The sequence below is a fragment of the Sphingomonas sp. SP1 genome (assembly GCF_058313395.1).
The window spans coordinates 1,803,129-1,818,206 of the sequence record NZ_JBZFLC010000001.1; the positions used below are offsets into that span (position 1 = coordinate 1,803,129).

At 63.0% G+C, this 15,078-nt stretch carries 19 protein-coding genes; 10 read left to right on the forward strand and 9 right to left on the reverse strand.

Annotated elements, in window-relative coordinates; translation table 11 throughout:
- Positions 1 to 66 precede the first annotated feature (66 nt).
- Positions 67 to 540: a transcription elongation factor GreA gene (gene greA, locus AC4GYS_RS09085; RefSeq protein WP_491108763.1), complete on the forward strand. Its 474-nt coding sequence runs from the start codon at positions 67 to 69 to the stop codon at positions 538 to 540.
- Positions 541 to 612: 72 nt separating this feature from the next.
- Positions 613 to 1,236, forward strand: coding sequence for a rhomboid family intramembrane serine protease (locus tag AC4GYS_RS09090; RefSeq protein ID WP_491108764.1), 624 nt, complete (start codon positions 613 to 615; stop codon positions 1,234 to 1,236).
- A 57-nt stretch (positions 1,237 to 1,293) separates the two neighbouring features.
- Here the strand turns inward: AC4GYS_RS09090 and AC4GYS_RS09095 are convergent, their stop codons facing one another.
- The 5 genes from AC4GYS_RS09095 to AC4GYS_RS09115 form a co-directional block, all read right to left on the reverse strand.
- Positions 1,294 to 1,515, reverse strand: coding sequence for a DUF4170 domain-containing protein (locus tag AC4GYS_RS09095; protein WP_491108765.1), 222 nt, complete (start codon positions 1,513 to 1,515; stop codon positions 1,294 to 1,296).
- Positions 1,516 to 1,660: 145 nt separating this feature from the next.
- Positions 1,661 to 2,008 (reverse strand): hypothetical protein, encoded by a 348-nt coding sequence (locus tag AC4GYS_RS09100; protein ID WP_491108766.1) that lies wholly within the window; start codon positions 2,006 to 2,008, stop codon positions 1,661 to 1,663.
- Complete coding sequence (locus AC4GYS_RS09105; protein ID WP_491108767.1) at positions 2,001 to 2,366, reverse strand: DUF3618 domain-containing protein; 366 nt, start codon at positions 2,364 to 2,366, stop codon at positions 2,001 to 2,003. Before AC4GYS_RS09105 ends, AC4GYS_RS09100 begins: the two co-directional genes overlap by 8 nt.
- Positions 2,363 to 2,767, reverse strand: coding sequence for a phage holin family protein (locus AC4GYS_RS09110; protein ID WP_491108768.1), 405 nt, complete (start codon positions 2,765 to 2,767; stop codon positions 2,363 to 2,365). Before AC4GYS_RS09110 ends, AC4GYS_RS09105 begins: the two co-directional genes overlap by 4 nt.
- Positions 2,730 to 3,404 carry a hypothetical protein gene (locus AC4GYS_RS09115; RefSeq protein WP_491108769.1) on the reverse strand — a complete coding sequence of 225 codons (675 nt, stop codon included), beginning with the start codon at positions 3,402 to 3,404 and terminating at the stop codon, positions 2,730 to 2,732. The genes AC4GYS_RS09110 and AC4GYS_RS09115 overlap by 38 nt, the downstream gene beginning before the upstream one ends.
- Positions 3,405 to 3,555: 151 nt before the next feature.
- Between AC4GYS_RS09115 and eno the strand changes: the two genes are divergently transcribed.
- Positions 3,556 to 4,842 (forward strand): phosphopyruvate hydratase, encoded by a 1,287-nt coding sequence (gene eno, locus AC4GYS_RS09120; protein ID WP_491108770.1) that lies wholly within the window; start codon positions 3,556 to 3,558, stop codon positions 4,840 to 4,842.
- Between the two features lie 5 nt (positions 4,843 to 4,847).
- Positions 4,848 to 5,276: a nuclear transport factor 2 family protein gene (locus AC4GYS_RS09125; protein WP_491108771.1), complete on the forward strand. Its 429-nt coding sequence runs from the start codon at positions 4,848 to 4,850 to the stop codon at positions 5,274 to 5,276.
- A 37-nt stretch (positions 5,277 to 5,313) separates the two neighbouring features.
- Here the strand turns inward: AC4GYS_RS09125 and AC4GYS_RS09130 are convergent, their stop codons facing one another.
- A complete protein-coding gene (locus AC4GYS_RS09130) occupies positions 5,314 to 6,894 on the reverse strand; it encodes a M10 family metallopeptidase C-terminal domain-containing protein (protein WP_491108772.1) in 1,581 nt (526 codons plus the stop codon).
- A 128-nt stretch (positions 6,895 to 7,022) separates the two neighbouring features.
- Positions 7,023 to 7,475 (reverse strand): Lrp/AsnC family transcriptional regulator, encoded by a 453-nt coding sequence (locus tag AC4GYS_RS09135; RefSeq protein ID WP_491108773.1) that lies wholly within the window; start codon positions 7,473 to 7,475, stop codon positions 7,023 to 7,025.
- A 316-nt stretch (positions 7,476 to 7,791) separates the two neighbouring features.
- Between AC4GYS_RS09135 and AC4GYS_RS09140 the strand changes: the two genes are divergently transcribed.
- The 6 genes from AC4GYS_RS09140 to AC4GYS_RS09165 all read left to right on the forward strand — a co-directional run bounded on the left by AC4GYS_RS09140 (position 7,792) and on the right by AC4GYS_RS09165 (position 12,426).
- Entirely contained in the window at positions 7,792 to 8,109 is a 318-nt protein-coding gene (locus AC4GYS_RS09140) for an FtsB family cell division protein (protein WP_491108774.1), read from the forward strand.
- Between the two features lie 131 nt (positions 8,110 to 8,240).
- A complete protein-coding gene (gene pdhA / locus AC4GYS_RS09145; protein WP_491109393.1) occupies positions 8,241 to 9,284 on the forward strand; it encodes a pyruvate dehydrogenase (acetyl-transferring) E1 component subunit alpha in 1,044 nt (347 codons plus the stop codon).
- A complete protein-coding gene (locus AC4GYS_RS09150) occupies positions 9,284 to 10,741 on the forward strand; it encodes a pyruvate dehydrogenase complex E1 component subunit beta (RefSeq protein WP_491108775.1) in 1,458 nt (485 codons plus the stop codon). Before pdhA ends, AC4GYS_RS09150 begins: the two co-directional genes overlap by 1 nt.
- Before the next feature lie 34 nt (positions 10,742 to 10,775).
- Entirely contained in the window at positions 10,776 to 11,393 is a 618-nt protein-coding gene (locus AC4GYS_RS09155; RefSeq protein ID WP_491108776.1) for a hypothetical protein, read from the forward strand.
- Positions 11,394 to 11,456: 63 nt separating this feature from the next.
- Entirely contained in the window at positions 11,457 to 11,909 is a 453-nt protein-coding gene (locus tag AC4GYS_RS09160; RefSeq protein WP_491108777.1) for an EF-hand domain-containing protein, read from the forward strand.
- Positions 11,910 to 12,006: 97 nt separating this feature from the next.
- Positions 12,007 to 12,426, forward strand: a complete 420-nt coding sequence (locus AC4GYS_RS09165; RefSeq protein WP_491108778.1) for a BLUF domain-containing protein — start codon at positions 12,007 to 12,009, stop codon at positions 12,424 to 12,426.
- On the opposite strand, the gene trmFO is transcribed toward AC4GYS_RS09165, so the two are convergent.
- Both trmFO and AC4GYS_RS09175 read right to left on the reverse strand, forming a co-directional pair.
- Positions 12,403 to 13,752, reverse strand: a complete 1,350-nt coding sequence (trmFO, locus tag AC4GYS_RS09170; RefSeq protein WP_491108779.1) for a methylenetetrahydrofolate--tRNA-(uracil(54)-C(5))-methyltransferase (FADH(2)-oxidizing) TrmFO — start codon at positions 13,750 to 13,752, stop codon at positions 12,403 to 12,405. The genes AC4GYS_RS09165 and trmFO overlap by 24 nt on opposite strands.
- 22 nt (positions 13,753 to 13,774) lie before the next feature.
- A complete protein-coding gene (locus AC4GYS_RS09175; RefSeq protein ID WP_491108780.1) occupies positions 13,775 to 15,067 on the reverse strand; it encodes a sugar transferase in 1,293 nt (430 codons plus the stop codon).
- Positions 15,068 to 15,078: the final 11 nt, after the last annotated feature.

Consider the following 15,078-nt stretch of genomic DNA (forward strand, 5'->3'; position numbering starts at 1 on the left):
AGCGCCGACCCGGCAGGGCGGCGCGTGGAGCGGGTTTGAACGATTTGAAAAAGGACGCGTGCGGACATGGCGAGCGAAAAGGTGCCGATGCTGGCCGAAGGCTATCGTCAGCTTGAGGACGAGCTGAAGCGGCTGAAGACCGAGCGGCCGGAGATCGTGGAGGCGATCGAGGAGGCTCGCGCGCACGGCGATCTGTCCGAGAACGCCGAATATCATGCCGCCAAGGAGCGCCAGGGCCAGATCGAGGCGAGTATCGCCGACATCGAGGACCGGCTGAGCCGCGCGTTGGTGATCGATCCCACGACCCTGTCGGGCGACAAGGTGGTCTTCGGCGCGACGGTCAACCTGGTCGACCAGGATGACAAGAAGGTGCGCTATCAACTGGTCGGGCAGCAGGAAGCGGACGCCAAGGTCGGCCGGATCAGCTACAATTCGCCGCTGGGCCGGGCGCTGATCGGCCGCCAGGTCGGCGAGGAGGTCGAAGTGACCACGCCGTCGGGTGATCGTTATTACGAAATCGAGGCGATCGAGTTCGTTTGAGCCTGAAGTCTCCTTTGGGTGAAGGTTCGCGGGCTGTAGAAGTCATTCGCGGCGGACGGGAGTTTGTTTGACGTGAACTTCCGGTCCGCAACCTTCGTCATCGCTGCCGCGACGAGCCTCGTCACCCTGTTGATAACGCTGGGTGGCCTGGAGGGGCAGGCGGCTGGAGCGATGGGGTTCATCCCGGCGCGGCTTTCCGGCCTGCTGGAGATTCAGGGTGCGGTACCGGCCGTGCTGACGCCGTTTAGCTGCACCCTGGTGCACGGCGGCCTGCTGCACCTTTTCTTCAACATCATCATGCTGCTGCTTTGTGGGGTAGCGGTCGAGCGCGTACTCGGAACGGTCAATCTGATTGTCATTTATCTGGTGAGCGCGGTCGTTTCCGCGCTTGCACAATGGTCGGTCGATCCCGCGGGATTAGCGCCGGTCATTGGCGCAAGTGGAGCGATCAGTGGCGTCATCGGGGCTTATGCGCTCAGCTTTGGCCGGCCCAAGATGGTCAGCGCGAATCCGCGGCTCAATCGCCTTGTGCACATCCTGTGGCTCGCCGCAGCCTGGACAGTGCTGCAGATCGCGGTCGGTTGGGCAGCCGGCGCCCAGGGCGTCTTGTTGGCAACCCCGGCCCATGTCGGTGGCTTTGTTGCAGGACTGCTGCTGCAGCGGCCATTGCTGCTGTGGCGTTATCGTCGGGCGTGAGGCTGGCGGACTGGACGCTTCGGGACGACTGACCTCCCGGTAACCGCCTGGACGACCTTACTGCGCCTTCACGTCCGGCTCGAGCAGTCGGTGGAGATGCACCACGACATACTTCATCTCGGCATCGTCGACCGTGCGCTGCGCACTGGCACGCCACGCGTCTTCTGCGTCGGCGTAATTGTCGAACAAGCCAACGATGTCGATGTTCTTGAGATCGGTGAATTCTAGGCCCTGCGGGTCTTGCACGCGGCCGCCGAACACGAGGTGAAGTCTGCTCATGGGCGGCGCCCCTAGCATAGGGTCGAGGGAGGGGAAACCGGAACAGCGATTGTCCTGAGCGAAAGTCCGCAGGGTTGCAGTCGAAGGGCATCGCGGAACGGCCAACGCCCTTCGACTTCGCTGCGCTCCGCTCAGGACAAGCGGTTTAGGTGTTCGACGTACCCGACGACGACGAACTCGATCCGAAGAATTCGCGGACCTTATCGCCCGCCATCTCGTCGAATTTCTGCTTGCCGAGGTCGCGCGCCCGGTCGACCGCGCCGCTACCAGCTTCATTGAGCTTGGCGCCCAACGGAGCAAGCAGCTCACGCTCCTTGCGGCTGGCCGGGAGGACCGCACCGATCAGCGCTCCGAGCGCCGCACCGGCGCCAAGTGCGATCAACGGCGAGTTGTCGATCTGCTGCGATGCGGTGTCGCCGAGGTTCGAGAACCGGCCGGAAGTCTCGCCCCGGGTCTCATAGTCATAATCGTTGCTGTTCTGATTCTTAGCCATCGTTGTTCTCCAATGCGCGTTCGCGCGGGCGCGAGCGCCGTGTCGTTCTGGTTGCGAGATCGTCCTGCCCATCGCTGCTCCACAGTTTTGAGACTGCCGACCATAGGGGCCGACGAGCAAGGAACAGGGCGGCGGCGGTCGTCACTCCGGCAACTAGTCCGGGTCGTTCCTTGACCGCTTCGACCGCCCCATCGGCGGCGACGATACCCTTGTTTTTGGCCGATTGCACGGCGTCGGAAGCAAGCTTGCCTGGCGCCAGCCGGGCTTTGGCTTCCTCGACCGTGCTCATCAGCCTCGCCTTTGCTGCGTCGGCCTCACCGCGGGCGCGCGAAAGCCGGACTTCCGATGCGTCCGTCATTTCCTTGCTCCCGTCGCGGCCTGCAGCTTCGAATAGGCGAGGTAGCCGAGCAAGCCTGCGACCCCGAGACAGATTACCACCGTCAACAGGCCGGCGAGCGTGTCGCTCATCAGCGAGGCCAATCCCACGAACAACGTCGCGATCAGGGCCAGAAACGCCGCGTGGGCGAACAACAGCGCCACGATCCCCAGGATGGCGGGGGTCTTGAGCGCGTTGGCCTTTTCCGTGCCGAAGGTCTTGTAGTAATTGACCTCGGCCCGGGCATAGGCCTTGCCGTCCTCGATCAGGCGATGGATCAGGTCACCGACCCCCTCCGGTTCGCCATGAATGGTCTCGGTCTCGTTCAAAACCGGGTCGCCGGGCTTAGCTGGCCCGACGGCCCTTACGGTTACTGGCGCCATTCTGGCCCTCCTCGATTCCGGCCCTGATCAGGCGTACCAGGCCGAAGCCGACAATGGCGGCACCAGCAAGTGCCACGCCCGGGCTTTTCCGAATGAGGTCGCGGGCGTCGTCCACCAGCTCGTCCGGATCCTTGTTTTCAAGGGTCGAGGCATAGCGGCTGACCGTCTGGCTCGCCGACCGGGCGTAGTCGGCATACTGCGGCCCGAGCCGCTCACCGATCTGCTCGACCGTGTCCTCGATGATGTTGGCGATGTTGCCGAGGGTCGCCGAGCCGGACGTCAGGCCCTGACCGACGAACCCGCGGGCGCGCGTCGCGGCCTCGTCCCGCGCCTTGGTGGTCGCGTTGGAAACCAGGCCGCGAATGCCGGATTTGTTCTCACCGTCGTCCGCGCCGTCAGACCCGGCAGAGGTTGCTGCCGAAGCGCTGTCGCTACCGGTGGTGATGAGCGAGTCGGTGGTCTTGTCGCCCGCGGTCACGCTGGTTCGCCCGCCGGTGGCATTGGTTGCGGTCGAAGACGCGCCGCCCTGGTTGCCAGTGCCGCTGCGCGCCGCGACGCTGGTGCGGTCGCCCGTTCCGCCGCTGCCGGCGCCTTCGATCACGGTGTCTGTGCCTTCAGGCAATTTGGTGTCGGCCATAGTGGCACTCTCCCTACATGGTTACTGATTGCTCCATAGAACCCGGGAGCCGCACGCCCGTTCCGACTGTTCGCCGCATATGTTGCCCACGCTGCAGCCCGTCGATACAGGGCAGCAGCGTAACGATAATCGCCTGAAGGTGCCACGCCCAATGACCGCCATCCTCGACGTCCACGCTCGCCAGATCCTCGACAGCCGCGGAAATCCGACGGTGGAGGTGGACGTCACGCTGGAGGATGGCAGCATGGGCCGCGCCGCAGTGCCTTCCGGCGCATCGACAGGCGCCCATGAGGCCGTCGAGCTTCGCGACGGCGACAAGACGCGCTGGGGCGGCAAGGGCGTCGGCAAAGCGGTCGAGGCAGTCAACGGCCCGATCGCCGAGGCGATCCTTGGCTTCGAGGCCGAGGACCAGGCCGATATCGATGCCGAGCTGATTGCTCTCGACGGGACCGAAAACAAGGGCAAGCTTGGCGCCAATGCGATCCTGGGCGTGTCCTTGGCCGTGGCGAAGGCCGCAGCGGATGCGCGTGGCCTGCCATTGTACCGCTACGTCGGCGGGGTCAGCGCCCACCTGCTGCCGGTGCCGATGATGAATATCCTGAATGGGGGAGCCCATGCGGATAATCCGATCGACTTCCAGGAATTCATGGTCATGCCGGTGGGAGCGGACAGTTTTTCTGAAGCCCTGCGTTGCGGCGCGGAAATCTTCCATGCGCTTAAAAGCAAGCTGCACGGGGCCGGGCTGTCGACAGCGGTCGGCGACGAGGGGGGATTCGCGCCGAATATCGCATCGGCGCGAGCAGCCCTCGACTACATCGGCGAGGCTGTGGACGCGGCCGGATACAGGCTGGGCGACGATGTCCTGATCGCGCTGGACTGCGCCGCGACCGAATTTTTCCGGGACGGTCGCTACGAAATGACCGGCGAGGGGCGGAGCCTGTCGCCCGAGGAAATGGCTGGGTTTCTCCAGGATCTGGCCCGCGACTACCCCATCGCGTCGATCGAGGACGGGATGGGCGAGGACGACATGACGGGTTGGAAAGCGTTGACCGAGCGCCTCGGCCAAAAGGTTCAGCTGGTTGGCGACGACCTGTTTGTGACCAACGAGAAGCGGCTTGGCGCCGGCATTCGCGACGGGGTCGCCAATTCCATCCTGGTCAAGGTCAATCAGATCGGAAGCCTGACGGAAACCATCAATGCGGTCCGCCTTGCGCAGACCAATGGCTACACCGCGGTCATGAGCCACCGCTCGGGAGAAACGGAGGATTCGACGATCGCCGACCTGGCGGTGGCTCTGTCCTGCGGGCAGATCAAGACGGGCAGCCTGGCGAGGAGCGATCGCACGGCCAAGTACAACCAGTTGCTGCGGATCGAGGAAGAGTTGGGCGACGCGGCAATCTACGCCGGTCGAGGCGCGCTCAAAGCCTACGCAGGCTAAGCGTCATGGCCGATCACCTGTCACTCGTGGAAGCCAACGAAAATCGCTTCATGCGGGCTTGGATTTCCGGAGATGCGAAGGCCTTGAAGGCGCTCACGTCGAGCAACTTCCGTTTGGTCGTGGGGTCCAAGCCCAGCGTGCTGCTGGACGCGAAAAGCTGGCTGGAGGCTGCGAAGGGCCGGTTCCGCTGCAGCGGATACCGCTTCGGCGACATTTATTCGCGTCAGCTTGGTGCTGCCATCGTCTTCGGAACCCAGCTGGAAATGCAGGCGGAGCTGGACGGGGAACCTTGGTCTGGCGAACTATGGCTGACGGACGTCTGGCAAAAGGCCCGGCTGCGGAGCCGCTGGCAACTGGCGGAGCGCCATTTGTCGCGGCCCGAGCAAAGCAAGGATGTGCCGGCCCTGTTGCGCTCGTTCCAGCTTTGGAAGTGACGGGAAGGGCCTGAGGGCCCCTCCCGCAAACTTGCAGTTACAGGATGAAGTCGCCGGAACCAAGCAGCACGTTGCCGGTGATGACCGTGAAGTCGGCGCGGCCATCGCCGTCGATGTCGCCGGCAACATAGTTGACGCCATTTTCGGCATAGCTGCGCAGCTGACCGGCGACGTTGCTGAATGCCGCGTTGCCGATGAATTGCATCGCCTGGTCCCCGACGGCGGCATTAGGATCGAACAGGCTGACGTCCAGCTTGTCGACGCCAGCCGCGAAGTCGACGATGGTGTCGCGGCCGCCGGTGTCGGCGATGACGAAGCGGTCGGCGCCAAGACCGCCGGTCAGGAAATCGTCGCCCTTGCCACCATTCAGCACGTCGCTGCCGGCGCCCGCGTCGAGGCGGTTGCCGACATCATTGCCGAGCAGCGTGTCATTGCCGGCCCCGGTCTTACCGTTCTCAATGACCGTATTGTAGGCGATGCCGATATTTTCGGTCAGGAACCCCGGGTTGCCGGTGCGGCCGTCGTAGATAAGGTTCCAGGTGGCTTGGGATAGATTGACGCCCCAGACCTTGTTGAGCTCGGCCGCATTGCCATAGTTGTAGCCAGTGCTGAACGCACCGGGCCGCAGGTCGAGCAGCGCGGATCCGCCGGTGAACCCGCTGAGGTCCAACGTGTCGTTGCCGCCCGCATCGTAGATCGACAGGAACGGGTTCTTGTTGACCTTGAAGTCGTAGACTGCCCGGTCGGCGGTCGAATTGAAGCCATAGACCGTGTCGCCGGTGCGGGTGGTGAGGTCGGCGCCATACATCTTCTGAACGGCGGCGATGTCATGGATCATCGGGGTCTGCGGCGTCTGGTAATAGCCGCCCGTCGCCCAGTTCACATAGCCCCGCGCGCCGGTGTTGGCGTGCGAGAAGTACGACATGATGGAATATTGATAGCTGTCCTGGAAGATGAAGGCGTCGCCAGCGTAGGTAATCGGATCCGGCTGGCCGTCGCCGTCATCGTCATCGCTGAAATTATAGTCGCCGATATGGCTGAGGCCGATCGCGTGGCCGATCTCGTGGGTCAGCGCCGTCTGGCCATAGCCGCCGTATGACAGGTCGAAGTTGCTGCCTTCGTCCCCGTTGACGAACACATCGCCCTGGATCTTGGAGAATTTGCCGTTGCCCTCGCCATTGTAGAACGGCGTGAAGGCGGATGCCTGCGCCGGGCCGGTGTTGGTGTTAAGGAAGACGATATCCGCGGCGCCCTTGCCGTTCTTTTCGACGAACTTGGGCGCGATCAAGTCATCCCACAGCTGAATAGAGTCGCGGGCGGTGGCGCGCTGCTCGGCAGTAAAGGGCGTGAAGCCTTCGACATAGCCGCCAAGAAAGTCATAATTCTTGGGATTGTTGTATTGGCCGGTCGGCGCCTTTTCGAGGAATGTGTACGTGATCGTGTTCTGTGGACCGACCTTCCAGATCGCGCCGGTGCGATTGAGGTTGGCCGCGGCCTCGTCCAACGTTGCGATCGGCTTGCCACCGAGCGTTCCGGTCTGCGTTGGCGAGAGGTAGCGCACGTCCTGGTAAGTCGGCAGATCGCCTTCGACGTGCAGGTCCAGCTTGACGGGCTTCATATGGCATCCTCCTCGCGACGCGGAGGCGCACAGGTGCCCTCACAACGAATCGACTGAGGGAAGGAAAGGACATAGTTCGGCTGTGGTCAAGCAGTTGTTAACCATTGCAATGTTGGGCGTGTACGCCGTTAGACGAGGGGGTATGCGGTGGTGAACTTCACGCGCTCCATGGCGAAATGACTGGTCACGTTCTTCAGTGGAACCGCACCGATCAACCGGCGATAGAAGTCGTCGAAATGGGCCATGTCGCGGACCGCGACGCGGAGTAGATAGTCGATGTCGCCTGCCATCCGGTAGATGGCCATTACCTCCGGCATCTCAGCAACGATGGTGGTGAAGCGCTCGAGCCACCCGGGACTATGGTCGCGCGCCTCGATCTCGACGACGACGTCCAGATCCAGGCCGATCGCCTTGGGATCCAGCAGCGCGACGGTTCGCTGGATCACACCGGCGGCCCGCAATTTCTGGATGCGGCGCCAGCAAGGCGTAGGCGACAGTCCGACAGCGCTCGCCACCTCCGCCACCGGCAGATCGGCATTCTGCTGCAGAATGGCCAGGATCTTGCGATCGGTCGCATCCATTCGTCCCAGAACTCCATATTGGAATAATCTTGCTTGGTGAGGCAGATGCGTCGCACGCACATTGTTATTTGTCGAGGGCCCTGTTTCCCAGAGCTGGCAGGGGCTAGATCAAGGCCGTCCACCCGCGGACGAGATCCTGGCGGAGCACGCAAAGAATTTCCAATTCCGAGGGTGGACACCCCTTTGGATGTACTGACCCCGGCGGTTTGCGCTGCCGGGGTCTTTTTCTTGCCACGATGACGAATGCGCGAGGTTTTTGTTGCGTGGGCGTGATCAACCGCTTGCGCGCCCGCCCAAATTCTGATTCTGTCCCAACATGGGCAGGGGCGCACAAAAGAGCCTGGAATTGATGCGACGCGCAGCGCTTCCGGCGCTCGCGCTCGCGATCATTGGAACGTTCGCCGGTCATGCGGTCGCCGGGCCCAATGGCTTGTTGGCTCTTGGCGGCTACCATCGCGATCTCGCCGAACGAAAGGTCGAGCTGACCAAGCTCGAGACCGAACGCGATCAGTTGAAGCACCGGTCGGCCCTGCTCGATCCGCGCAAGGCCGATCCCGACATGGCCGACGAGCTTGTTCGTCGCGACCTTGGCCTGGTTCGTCCGGACGAGGTCATCATCCCGCTGGAAGACTAAGCGGCTTCATGATCGATCGAGCCTGATTGCCGGTCTCGCCCGGCGGTCCTATAGGAGCGCCGATCCTGAAGAAACGAGGTTTTGCCGTGGCGCGTTCCGCCAAGCCTAAGGCCGCTTTCGAAGCGGCTCAGCTGACTTCCACCCATGCCACGCCGGCAGCGCCGCTGCTGAGCAACCGCGAACGTCCGCGTGAGCCGGAGCGGTTCCAGGCCGGCAAGGAAGAGTTGCTCGACTTTTATAAGCAGATGATGTTGATCCGCCGCTTCGAGGAGCGGGCCGGGCAATTATACGGCCTGGGACTGATCGGCGGGTTCTGCCACCTGTACATCGGTCAGGAAGCGGTGGCGGTCGGGCTTCAGAGCGCGATGACGGTCGGCAAGGACAGCGTCATTACCGGCTATCGCGATCATGGCCACATGCTGGCTTACGGCATCGATCCCAAGGTGATCATGGCCGAGCTGACGGGTCGGGCGGCCGGGATCAGCAAAGGCAAGGGCGGCTCGATGCACATGTTCTCGGTCGAGCATGGGTTCTACGGCGGTCACGGCATCGTCGGGGCGCAGGTCAGCCTGGGCACGGGTCTGGCCTTCAAGCACCAATATTCGGGTGATGGCGGCGTATGCCTCAGCTACTTCGGCGACGGCGCGGCCAACCAGGGACAGGTCTACGAAAGCTTCAACATGGCGGAGCTATGGAAGCTGCCGGTCATCTATGCGATCGAGAACAACCATTACGCCATGGGCACGAGCGTAGAGCGGTCCGCGTCCGAACCCGATTTCTACAAGCGGGGCGAGAGCTTCCAGATTCCGGGCATCCAGGTCGACGGAATGGACGTGCTGGCGGTTCGCGGTGCGGCCGAAGTCGCACTGGAATGGACCCGCAGCGGCAAGGGACCGATCATCCTGGAACTCAAGACCTACCGTTATCGCGGCCACTCGATGAGCGATCCGGCAAAGTATCGTACTCGTGAGGAGGTTCAGGATTATCGCGAAAATCGCGATCCGATCACCCGCGCGGCGGCCGAACTTGCGAAGCTGGGTGTGGCTGAGGATGAGCTGAAAGCCATCGACAAGGAGATCAAGGACATCGTGGTCCAAGCCGCAAAGTTCGCCGAGGAAGCGCCCGAGCCGGACGCCGCCGAACTGCACACCGATGTGCTGGTGGAGAGCTACTGATGGGGGTCGAGCTCAAGATGCCGGCGCTGTCTCCGACCATGGAGGAGGGAACTCTTGCCAAGTGGCTGGTCAAGGAAGGCGATGAGGTAAAGTCGGGCGACATCCTTGCCGAGATCGAGACCGACAAGGCGACCATGGAGTTCGAGGCGGTCGATGAAGGCGTGATCGCCAAGATCCTGGTGCCCGAAGGGACGGACGGCGTGAAAGTCGGCACGGCAATCGCCATGATGGGAGGCGAGGGGGAGAGTGCTTCTTCCTCCTCCGCCCAGGCCGAGCCTGTCGAAGCCGTGTCCTCGACCGCCACCTCGGGTGAGCGGAAGGGTAGCCCTTCGACAAGCTCAGGGCAGCGGGATGCTTCTCCTACTCCTTCCGATCAGAAAACCGAAACCGACGCCCCGACGCAGAAAGCCGACACCGGTACTGCCCAGCTTGCCCCAAAGGTCGCGATTGATCCCGAAGTGCCAACAGGCACCGAGATGAAGCCGACCTCGGTGCGCGAAGCGCTGCGCGATGCCATGGCCGAGGAGATGCGCCGCGACGAACGCGTGTTCGTCATGGGCGAGGAGGTTGCTCAGTATCAGGGCGCCTATAAGGTTACGCAAGGCTTGCTGGACGAATTCGGCCCGCGGCGCGTCGTGGATACTCCAATCACCGAATATGGCTTCGCGGGCCTCGGCTCTGGCGCCGCGATGGGCGGCCTCAAGCCGATTATCGAGTTCATGACGTTCAATTTCGCCATGCAGGCGATCGACCACATCATCAACTCGGCCGCAAAGACCAATTACATGTCCGGCGGCCAGATGCGCTGCCCGATCGTTTTTCGCGGCCCGAACGGGGCGGCAAGCCGGGTCGCGGCGCAGCACAGCCAGAATTATGGGCCCTGGTATGCCAGCGTGCCCGGCCTGGTCGTCATTGCTCCGTACGACAGCGCGGACGCCAAAGGCCTGCTCAAGGCGGCGATCCGATCGGAAGACCCGGTCGTCTTCCTCGAGAATGAGCTGCTCTACGGCCATCAGTTCGACGTGCCGCAGGTGGATGACTGGGTATTGCCGATCGGCAAGGCCCGGATCATGCGGGACGGCAAGGATGTCACGCTGGTCAGCTATTCGATCGGCGTCGGCGTAGCGCTGGAGGCCGCGCAGACGCTGGCCGGCGAAGGGATCGAGGCCGAGGTGATCGACCTTCGCACGCTCCGTCCGCTCGACAAGCAGACGGTTTTGACCTCGTTGGCCAAGACCAATCGGCTTGTAGTGGTCGAAGAAGGATGGCCGACCTGCTCCATCTCGTCGGAAATCATGGCAGTCTGCATGCTGGAGGGCTTCGACGACCTGGACGCGCCCGTGATGCGGGTGACGAACGAGGATGTCCCGCTGCCTTACGCAGCCAACCTCGAAAAGCTGGCACTGATCAAGGCGGCCGACGTGGTGACGGCCGCCAAGGCCGTTTGCTACCGCTAGCCTGCTTATCGCTCCGACCGGGCGGTCGTCCTGAATGACGAAGGGCATTCCGATCACCGATCGGGACCTTGTCCGGCTCCACTGGCCGGCCAACTTGCGCAATGGCTTCGACGCCTTGTTCGCAATCGACGATGCCTTGGCCGACGTCGTCGCAACGGCAACGCAGCCGGCGTTGGCGGCAATCAAGCTGGCGTGGTGGCGCGAAGCGTTGGAACGGCTGGATCAGGGGCTAGTCCCGGCTGAGCCAAGGCTTCAGTCCGCTGCGAGCGAGCTTCTTTCGCGCGGACTGGCCGGCAGCGACATCGCTACACTGGAAGATGGTTGGGCCGCGATGCTCGAAGAGACGCCCGATGCCGCTAGAGCTTTGGAGCGCGGCGAGCGACTATTTGCGCTCGGCGCGCGACTGCTCGGGGAATCGATGGACGCGCAGTTGGCGGAAGCAGGCCGTGTGTTCGCGGCGGGCAGTCTCAAGCGTCGTGGATTTACCGTGTCGGCCGGTACCATACCAACGGGACTTTCGCGAATGTCCCGGCCGTTGCGCCCCCTGACCATCCTTTCTGCGCTGGCCCTGCGTGACCTCCGAACAGCTGAAGCTGAGGCCACGCCGGCACGGTCCTGGACAATCCTTCGTCACCGCCTGACCGGGCGTTGACTTGGTCGCGGCCAAGGGCAATCAGGCGCTCGCCGAATCCAGTTCAAGTGAAAGTTCTCTCTAATGGGACGATTCCTTGCCGGAGCGGCCTCCGCCTTCGTCATGCTTACCGGCGCCTTTTTGTTGTGGCAGGGCCACGCGCAGGAGCCCGCGCTGCCGAGCGCTCCACCGCCGGCTCCAGCTGGAGCGACCGCGCCCCCGCTGCTGGCAGCACCCCAATCCCTTGCGCGGGCGCCCGAAGCGACCCCCAAGTCACGTGAGCAGAAGCGGTTCAGTCGAAACGACAAGAACAAGAATGGCCGGATCGAGGCGGACGAGCTGTTCGCGCCGCGGCGAAAGGCTTTCGCAAAGCTGGACAAGAACGGCAACGGGGCGCTGAGCTTCGACGAATGGGCAGTGAAAACGGTCGACAAGTTCGGCACCGCGGATCGCGATCGGAGCGGATGGCTAACCCCGGCAGAGTTTGCCACGACGGCTCCCAAGCCGGTGAAACGCAAGGCCTCGTGCAGCTGCTAAAGGTCGATAAGAAAAGACAGATTTCGGTTTTCGGGTGCAGCTGTGCTAAGGACAAGCTGCATCAGCCTGCCCCGGCGGGCGCTGCGAGGAGTATCGCGTGAACCTGAAAACCCTGACCTACACCAGTTTGGCAAGCCTCGATCTTTCGGGCGATGACGTCGACGGCATTCTTCGGACGGCACGCGCATCCAACGCACTGGACGGTATCACTGGCCTGCTCGTCTTCAACGGCACGCATTTCATGCAGGTCATTGAAGGCGCTCCCCACGCGATCGATGACCTCGTCGATCGTTTGCGCCGGGACCGGCGGCATTCTGGGCTGGAAATACGGGACGAGCGCATGATCGAGGAGCGCTTCTTTCCAGACTGGACGATGGAGTTGGTCCGGGTGAAGTCTCGCAATGCCGAGGCGCAATCGGAGCTGCGGACCGCCTTGCCGGCAAGCTTGCCGAGCAAGGTGAGCGACCGGCTGGTGGCGATGACCTCTTCGATTTCAAACGACGTGCAGCTCGACTGACATTCCCGTCAGTTCGCAACGATCAACCCAATCACCGAAGGCGGCGCGGGCCCGGTCCGTGTACATTTTCTTGCGGTCGGCCTTCTTCGTGCGGCCCGGAATCGGTGGCATCAGACCGAAATTGACATTCATCGGCTGAAAGTGCTCGGCATCTGCCCCGCCCGTGATGTGATTGAGGAGCGCGCCCATCGCAGTCTCCACCGGCGGGGGAAGTAAATCGTGTCCCGCTTGCTCCGCGATTGCGAAGCGGGCGGCGAGAAGTCCGATCGCAGCGCTCTCGACATAGCCTTCGCAGCCGGTGATTTGCCCAGCGAAGCGAATGTTGGGTTTGCTCTTTAGCCGCAAGTGCCGGTCGAGCAGCTGGGGCGAGCGAATGAAGCTGTTGCGATGAATACCGCCCAGGCGCGCGAACTCGGCGTTCTCCAGGCCAGGAATGGTGCGAAAAATCCGGATTTGCTCGCCGTGTTTCAGCTTGGTCTGGAACCCCACCATGTTCCACAAGGTGCCAAGCGCGTTGTCTTGCCGTAGCTGGACGGCGGCATAGGGCCAGCGGCCGGTGCGGGGGTTATCGAGGCCGACCCCCTTCATTGGCCCATAACGCAGAGTCTCGGGTCCCCGCTCGGCCATGACCTCGATCGGCATGCAGCCTTCGAAGTAGGGCGTGTCTTTCTCCCATTCCTTGAATTCCGTCTTCTCCCCGGCGTTGAGCGCGGCGACGAACGCCTCATACTGCTCCTTGTCGAGAGGACAGTTGATGTAGTCCTTGCCTCCCTTGTCCCAGCGGGCAGCCATCCAGCACACGTCCATGTCGATGCTGTCCCGGTGCACGATCGGCGCGATCGCATCGAAGAAGGCTAGGGCGTCCGACCCAGTCTCGCGCGCGATCGCATCGGCCAGGGCCGATCCGGTCAGCGGACCGGTGGCGATAATGGTCGGGCCACCGGGCAACGCGTCGACCCGCTCACGCACCACCGTGATCTTGGGGTGATTGTCGATCGCAAGGGTCACCTCGTCCGCGAAAGCTTCGCGGTCGACCGCAAGGGCGGAGCCGGCGGGCACACGGTGCTTGTCGGCCGCCCGCATCACCAATGAGTCGAGCCGCCGCATCTCCTGGTGCAGCAAGCCAACGGCGTTGTTCTCCGCATCGTCCGATCGAAAACTGTTGGAGCAGACCATTTCGGCCAGCCGATCGGTTTCATGCGCCGGCGTGGTGTAGCCGCCGCCACGCATCTCGCTCAGCCGAACCTGAAGCCCGGCATTCGCCAGCTGCCACGCAGCTTCGGACCCGGCGAGGCCGCCGCCAATAATCTGTATGTCATGCGTCATCGTGCGCGCCTTACACCCAGGATCAGCGCGCGCCAAAGCCGCTCAGCATGGTCTTCAGAGTTTTGAAGAGGATCAGGACGTCCAGCCAGGGCGAAAAATATTTGATGTAGTAGAAATCATATTGAAGCTTGCGGTGAACCTCGTCGACCTCCGCCACATGCCCTTGGCTGACCTGCGCCCAGCCCGAGATGCCCGGCTTCACGACATGGCGATACCGATAGAAGGGCAGCTCGCCGACGTACCAGAATGACAACACCTCCGCCTCCGGCCGCGGTCCAATCCAGCTCATCTGCCCGGCAAGGATGTTGAAGATTTGCGGCAGCTCGTCGATCCGGCTGGGGCGAAGGATGCGTCCGACGCGGGTGATCCGGGGATCGAGGTCGCCGGTCATGGCGGCGGCCCGCGCATCCCCTGCGTGGTTCGGGCCGACCCGCATCGTTCGGAACTTGACCACCTTGAAGCGATGACCGCGATGGCCGACCCGGTTCTGGCGGAAAAGCACAGGACCGCCGTCGTCGAGCAGGATCGCCAACGCAGCACCAGCCATGACCAATAGCGCGAAGGGCAGAACGGCCGCGGCGAACAGCCAGTCGATGAGGGTCTTCAGATGAAAATATCCGCGAGCCGGCACGAGTGAGCCGAAGCTGTTTTCCGAAAGGTGATCGATCTCCACGCGACCTGTCAGCGATTCCTGAAGCGGCTTGACCTGGTAGACGATGATGCCTGCCAAGGCTGCGTCGGCCAGGAATCCTTCCCATTCCGGCGGCATGTCGGAATTGAAGTCCGCGACCAACGCGTCGCAGCGGGCCAGCAGCTCGTGTTGCGGGCGAGGCAATGCGATCCAGTTAACCCCATCCATCTGGGTGAGTTTGCGGGTGCTGCCGAACGGAACGACGCCGATGCGCAGGATCTGCTGCCGTTGGACAAGAAAATAGACGAGGTAGAACCAGTACACATGAAGCACGAAGCCCGCGAGGAAGCCGAGCCGATCGTAGGGGAGGCGGGAGAAGAAGAAGAAGGCCAGCACCACGCCGTGCGCCGCGGCCGCAGTTGGCAAGATGACGTAACTGGACCGAATGCCGGGATAAGGCTCGATCGATAAACGCAGGTAGAAGGCAATTGCCACCGCCATCAGATTGGCGAGGAAAGCGTTCCAGGTGGCAAGGTCCACGGCCTCGGGGGTCACGAGCACGCGGACCGCAAGCGGAACCATCGCGGCCAGGAACATGGCGACGACAAGCTGCACCCGGCGGCGGATCAGAAGTCCGCCCCGGCCACGGGCCTGACTGCCCCGGGGTGTCAATTGCAGCATCATGACGAGCGAGG

What these genes read in the sequence shown, in the direction of transcription:
- greA (WP_491108763.1), top strand. Translation starts at nt 67, where the DNA reads ATGGCGAGCGAAAAGGTGCCGATGCTGGCCGAAGGCTATCGTCAGCTT.
- AC4GYS_RS09095 (WP_491108765.1), bottom strand. Translation starts at nt 1,515, where the DNA reads ATGAGCAGACTTCACCTCGTGTTCGGCGGCCGCGTGCAAGACCCGCAG.
- AC4GYS_RS09100 (WP_491108766.1), bottom strand. Translation starts at nt 2,008, where the DNA reads ATGGCTAAGAATCAGAACAGCAACGATTATGACTATGAGACCCGGGGC.
- AC4GYS_RS09105 (WP_491108767.1), bottom strand. Translation starts at nt 2,366, where the DNA reads ATGACGGACGCATCGGAAGTCCGGCTTTCGCGCGCCCGCGGTGAGGCC.
- AC4GYS_RS09110 (WP_491108768.1), bottom strand. Translation starts at nt 2,767, where the DNA reads ATGGCGCCAGTAACCGTAAGGGCCGTCGGGCCAGCTAAGCCCGGCGAC.
- AC4GYS_RS09115 (WP_491108769.1), bottom strand. Translation starts at nt 3,404, where the DNA reads ATGGCCGACACCAAATTGCCTGAAGGCACAGACACCGTGATCGAAGGC.
- eno (WP_491108770.1), top strand. Translation starts at nt 3,556, where the DNA reads ATGACCGCCATCCTCGACGTCCACGCTCGCCAGATCCTCGACAGCCGC.
- AC4GYS_RS09125 (WP_491108771.1), top strand. Translation starts at nt 4,848, where the DNA reads ATGGCCGATCACCTGTCACTCGTGGAAGCCAACGAAAATCGCTTCATG.
- AC4GYS_RS09130 (WP_491108772.1), bottom strand. Translation starts at nt 6,894, where the DNA reads ATGAAGCCCGTCAAGCTGGACCTGCACGTCGAAGGCGATCTGCCGACT.
- AC4GYS_RS09135 (WP_491108773.1), bottom strand. Translation starts at nt 7,475, where the DNA reads ATGGATGCGACCGATCGCAAGATCCTGGCCATTCTGCAGCAGAATGCC.
- AC4GYS_RS09140 (WP_491108774.1), top strand. Translation starts at nt 7,792, where the DNA reads ATGGGCAGGGGCGCACAAAAGAGCCTGGAATTGATGCGACGCGCAGCG.
- AC4GYS_RS09150 (WP_491108775.1), top strand. Translation starts at nt 9,284, where the DNA reads ATGGGGGTCGAGCTCAAGATGCCGGCGCTGTCTCCGACCATGGAGGAG.
- AC4GYS_RS09155 (WP_491108776.1), top strand. Translation starts at nt 10,776, where the DNA reads ATGACGAAGGGCATTCCGATCACCGATCGGGACCTTGTCCGGCTCCAC.
- AC4GYS_RS09160 (WP_491108777.1), top strand. Translation starts at nt 11,457, where the DNA reads ATGGGACGATTCCTTGCCGGAGCGGCCTCCGCCTTCGTCATGCTTACC.
- trmFO (WP_491108779.1), bottom strand. Translation starts at nt 13,752, where the DNA reads ATGACGCATGACATACAGATTATTGGCGGCGGCCTCGCCGGGTCCGAA.
- AC4GYS_RS09175 (WP_491108780.1), bottom strand. Translation starts at nt 15,067, where the DNA reads ATGATGCTGCAATTGACACCCCGGGGCAGTCAGGCCCGTGGCCGGGGC.